General features: G+C 64.9%; 5 protein-coding genes. 1 reads left to right on the forward strand and 4 read right to left on the reverse strand.

Going from position 1 to position 4,952, the window contains the following annotated elements:
• From QZ847_RS10870 to QZ847_RS10880, 3 genes are all read right to left on the reverse strand, one after another.
• A partial coding sequence (locus QZ847_RS10870; protein ID WP_294356438.1) for an SDR family NAD(P)-dependent oxidoreductase occupies nucleotides 1–337 on the reverse strand: 337 nt, incomplete at its 3' end.
• Nucleotides 338–351: 14 nt separating this feature from the next.
• Complete coding sequence (locus tag QZ847_RS10875; RefSeq protein ID WP_294356439.1) at nucleotides 352–1,533, reverse strand: zinc-dependent alcohol dehydrogenase; 1,182 nt, start codon at nucleotides 1,531–1,533, stop codon at nucleotides 352–354.
• Nucleotides 1,530–2,102, reverse strand: coding sequence for an SRPBCC family protein (locus QZ847_RS10880; RefSeq protein ID WP_294356442.1), 573 nt, complete (start codon nucleotides 2,100–2,102; stop codon nucleotides 1,530–1,532). The genes QZ847_RS10875 and QZ847_RS10880 overlap by 4 nt, the downstream gene beginning before the upstream one ends.
• 657 nt (nucleotides 2,103–2,759) lie before the next feature.
• Between QZ847_RS10880 and QZ847_RS10885 the strand changes: the two genes are divergently transcribed.
• The gene (locus QZ847_RS10885) at nucleotides 2,760–3,497 is read left to right on the forward strand and encodes a TorF family putative porin (RefSeq protein ID WP_294356445.1); all 738 of its coding nucleotides are present in this window, start codon (nucleotides 2,760–2,762) and stop codon (nucleotides 3,495–3,497) included.
• Nucleotides 3,498–3,710: 213 nt separating this feature from the next.
• On the opposite strand, the gene glnA is transcribed toward QZ847_RS10885, so the two are convergent.
• A partial coding sequence (gene glnA / locus QZ847_RS10890) for a type I glutamate--ammonia ligase (protein WP_294356447.1) occupies nucleotides 3,711–4,952 on the reverse strand: 1,242 nt, incomplete at its 5' end.

Here is a 4,952-nt window from a genome sequence, read left to right on the forward strand (position 1 = left end):
CGGTGCCGGTGATGTTGGTGTCGACCACGTGGCGCCAGTCATCGACCTTCTGGTCGAGAAAGCCGTGGCCGAGCCCGCGACCGGCGTTGGCGCACAGCACGTCGATGCGGCGGCCGTTCGCGGCGGCTAGCAGCGTGTCGACGCCCTCGATGGTGGCTAGATCGGCCTCCACCGCCTGTACATCGGTGCCGAACTGCTTAAAATCGCGCGCGGCGTCGTTGACCAACGGCTCGTCGGCGACGACGAGGATATCGTAGCCATTCTTGGCGGCGAGTGTCGCCAGTTCGAACCCGATCCCGGTCGACGCGCCGGTGATGATGGCGAATTTGTCTGCCATTTTGTCTCTCCTGTTCAGCCGTTCAGGCCGGGCTTGAGCACGATCTTGGTGTAGTCGTTCTGCTCGTCGTGGAACTTTTGATAGCCGGTCGGCGCGTCTTCGAGGTCCATCCGGTGCGATATGAGGAACGTGGTGTCGATCTTCCCGTCGATGATTGCCTGCAGTAGCCCCGGCAGGTAATGCTGGACGTGGGTCTGCCCGGTTTTGAGCGTCAGGCCCTTTTCCATGAACGCGCCCAGCGGCCATTTATCGACGAAGCCGCCATAGACCGCGGGCATCGACACGCGCCCGCCCTTGCGGCACGCAATGATCGCTTGACGATTGGCGTGCGGGCGATCGGTGCCGAGAAAGGTCGATGTCTTGATCTGGTCGACGACATTGTCGACGTAGAGGCCGTGCGATTCGAGTCCGACCGAGTCGATCACCGCATCGGGGCCGATCCCGCCGGTCATCAGCATCAGCGCGTCGTAGATGTCGGTCTGATCGAAGTTGAGCGTCTCCGCGCCGAACTTGCGCGCGAGCTCGAGCCGGCGCGGGAAATGATCGATCGCGATCACGCGCTCGGCGCCCATCAGGAACGCCGATTGCACCGCGAACAGGCCGACGGGTCCGCAGCCCCAGACCGCGACCGTGTCGCCGGGTTCGATGTCGGCATTCTCCGCCGCCATCCACCCCGTAGGCAAGATGTCGGACAGGAACAGCACCTTGTCGTCCTCAATGCCGTCCGGGATGACGATAGGGCCGACGTCGCTGAACGGCACGCGGACGTATTCCGCCTGCCCGCCGGCATAGCCGCCGGTCATGTGACTGTAGCCGAATAGTCCGGCCATTGGGTGGCCGTACAGCTCCTGCGCGATGTCCTGATTGTCCGCCGGCAGGCCGTTGTCACAGGCGGAATATTGGTGCTTCCCACAATGATAGCAGCTGCCGCACGCAATCGTGAACGGCACCACGACGCGCTGGCCTTTCTTGAGCGTCGACTTGGCGCCGACCTCGACCACCTTGCCCATGAATTCGTGACCCAGGATGTCGCCCGCCTTCATCGTCGGAATATACCCGTCGTAGAGGTGGAGGTCCGAGCCGCAAATTGCGGTTGAGGTCACCTTGATGATGCAATCGCGCGGGTTGACGATGCCGGGATCGTCGACGGTGTCGACGCGCACGTCATGTTTGCCGTGCCAAGTGAGCGCTCTCACAACCCCATCTCCTCGAATTGCTTGCGGTTCATCGCCGGCGTTGCGATCTCGCCGGCTTCCATCAGTTGCTTGAACCGGCGCAGATCTCGGCGTGCCTGGATCGCGGGTTCGCGCTGGAACATCTTGGCGATCAGCTTGCCGACCGTACCGCCGGGCGGATCGTAGAGGATGGTCGCAGTCACCACCGTGCCGCGCTGCCCTGCGTCGCGGAACTCCACCCGGCCCGAGTTCGGCACGTCGGCGCCTTCCTCGCTGGTCCAGGCGATCAGCGTGTTTGGCTGGTCCTCGGTGACGCGCGCGTCCCACTCGACCGTGGTGCCGCCCGGCGCCTTCACTACCCAGTGCGAGCGTGTCGCGTCGGGTGTGTCGATGCTGACGACGTTCTCCATGAACGAGGGAAGATTCGAGAAATCGCGGAAGTAGGCGTACACCTCCGCCACCGGCTTGTTGATCGTCACCGCGCGCGCGACCGCGCTGCTGCCCTGTGCGCTTGGGACCGTCGCTGCGGTCAGTTCATCGGAATTCTTCTTCGCGGTCACGGTTGGACCGTCGTCACGGCTATCGGTCATTCCAGCCTCCGTCGTGGAACCCGACAAGCGCGCAGATCAGACGCGCGTTCCGCCGTCGATGAAGTTGTTGATGTGGATCAGTGCCTTAGGCGTCGCGGCCGTAACGAAATGCTCGGCCAGCGAAGAAGGGTTGGCAGCTTACCAATGATGTCCCTGCCGGCACAATGTTGAAGCCAGGCAGAGAGCGGATCATCTCGGCTAATTCACGGGCTCAAGCCCGATCATGTCGGAGAGGATCATGCCCATTTTGTTCGCCGCAATGCTCACCGCGCACGATGCGGTACTGCTGACCCATCACGAGCAATTCGATTGCGCCGGCGCGCGTCCAGGCGACCTACCAAGGTCAGTCGCACACCGAGATGCAGCAGGTCGGCAGCGTTTCCGCGCCGGGCAGGCCTCGGACCCTGCGCTGTCGCTGGCAGGCGCGCGTCACGGTCGACCGTCATGCGCCATAGCGGCGGCGTCGTCACGCGGCGGATTGAGGCTCCCGCGAGGCTGAGCGGCACGCGCCCGGGGTGGTGCGAAAGTCAGACCAAGGGTATTCATGCGGACATAGCGAAAGCGACGGGCGAGCGGATGCGTGTGCACCTGGTCCAGGTTGTGGCGCGTGACCGGGCGGCGCTGATCGCCGAACTCGGACAGATATAAGGATAGTTGATGCCTAAACCCGCTCTCGTCGCCTGGGCGCTGCTCGCCGCGACCTCCGTGCCCGCGCAGGCGCAGGTCACGCCGCACGCCAGCGTCGAAGCGACCACCGACGAGCGCCGCCGCGGAATCAGCTGGAGCGACGGTGGAGGAGCGCTCGCCGCCTCGGCGCGGCTCGACCTGTCGAACGGGTTCGACATCGGCGTGCGCGTGCTGACCACACGCGGCGATCCCCGTCACGGCGGTGCCGAGGCGGTGTTCGAGCCGACGCTCGGCTACAGCCAGCTCGTCGGCGGCTTCCGGCTCGACGCGTTCGCGACCGGGCACGTGTTTACGAACGGCGATGGTCCGCTGGATTATTACGAGGGCGGTGCGAGCGCCAATTACACGCTCGGTCCCGCGCAGGCGGGTGTCGAAGCGCGCTACGCGCCGTCGCAGGATGCGATCGGCGGCAGCAACCTGTACCTCGCGCTGCGTGGGCGCATCGGCGTGCCGCTGACGCCGTTCAGCTTCACCGCCAGCGCGGGGCGATCGAGCGGCGCGGTCGGCGATTCCGTTCGCGCGGCGCGGCTGCGTCCGGGCGGCACCTATTATGATTGGTCGTTCGGCGTGCAGCACGCGACCGGGCCGCTGGTGCTGACGGTGGAATATACCGGCACCGATATCGACGACACGCGCGCGGTGTCGCCGTTTGCGGCGCGGAACAACGCGGGTGACCGGATCGCGGCGAGGGCAGCGCTGAGTTTCTGAGCTTCTTCGGGCTACTCGCGTCGCCCCTGACTTGATCCGAGGTGATGCCTCTTATGTCTGCGTACGAGAAAAGGCGCCCGGATTGCTCCGAGCGCCTTTTCTTGATGGTCGCAGCGCCGCGGCGAAGCCGCGTCGTCGGTCCTTGCTGGTGCGAGGCCGGCCGACAGCGCGGATGCGAGCGGCCCGCTCGCACCGGCTGGCGGCTCGCCAGCCTTACGCGCTGTAGTACATGTCGAACTCGACCGGGCTCGGCGTCATTTCCCAGCGGGCGACCTCCGACCACTTGAGCTCGACGTACGCCTCGATCTGATCCTTGGTGAACACGTCGCCCTTCAGCAGGAAGTCATGATCCGCCATGAGGCTGTCGAGCGCCTCGCGCAAGCTGGCGCAGACGGTCGGCACTTCCGCCAATTCGGCGGGCGGAAGGTCATAGAGGTTCTTGTCCATCGCCTCGCCGGGATGGATTTTGTTTTGGATACCGTCCAAGCCGGCCATCAACAGCGCGGCATAGGCGAGATACGGGTTCGCCATCGCGTCGGGGAAGCGCACCTCGACGCGCTTCGACTTCGGGCCGGTGCCGTACGGGATACGGCACGACGCCGAGCGATTGCGCGCGGAGTAAGCGAGCAGCACCGGCGCCTCGTAGCCCGGCACCAACCGCTTGTAGCTGTTGGTCGTCGGGTTGGTGAAGGCGTTGATCGCCTTGGCGTGCTTGATGACGCCGCCGATGAAGTAGAGGCAGGTGTCGCTCAGCCCGGCGTAGCCGTTGCCCGCGAACAGCGGCTCCTTGCCGTTCCAGATCGAGAAGTGCGTGTGCATTCCCGATCCGTTGTCTTCCTTGATCGGCTTCGGCATGAACGTTGCCGACTTGCCGTACGCGTGCGCGACCTGGTGCACGACGTACTTGTAGATCTGCATTCGGTCGGCGGTCTGCGTCAGCGTGCCGAAGGTTAGGCCGAGTTCGTGCTGCGCGGCCGCCACCTCGTGGTGATGCTTGTCGCACGGCAGGCCCATCTCGAGCATCGTCGTCACCATCTCGCCGCGGATGTCGACCGCCGAGTCGACCGGCGCGACCGGAAAGTAGCCGCCCTTGGCGCGCGGACGGTGCGCGAGGTTGCCGCCCTCGTACTCACGTCCGGTGTTGGTCGGCAGCTCGATGTCGTCGATCTTGAAATACGACTGGTTGTACGACGTGTCGAAGCGCACATCGTCGAACATGAAGAATTCGGCCTCGGGGCCGACGTACACCGTGTCACCAATCCCGGTCTGCGCGACATAGGCCTCGGCGCGCTTGGCGGTAGTGCGCGGGTCGCGGCTATAGCCCTCGCCGGTCGACGGCTCGACGATGTCGCAGAACACGATCAGCATCGGGGTCGCCGAGAACGGGTCGGTGTAGACCGCGTCGAGATCGGGCTTGAGGATCATGTCCGACTCGTTGATCGCCTTCCACCCCTC

The organism is uncultured Sphingomonas sp. (assembly GCF_913778135.1).
In the GTDB taxonomy this organism is placed as follows: Bacteria; Pseudomonadota; Alphaproteobacteria; order Sphingomonadales; family Sphingomonadaceae; genus Sphingomonas.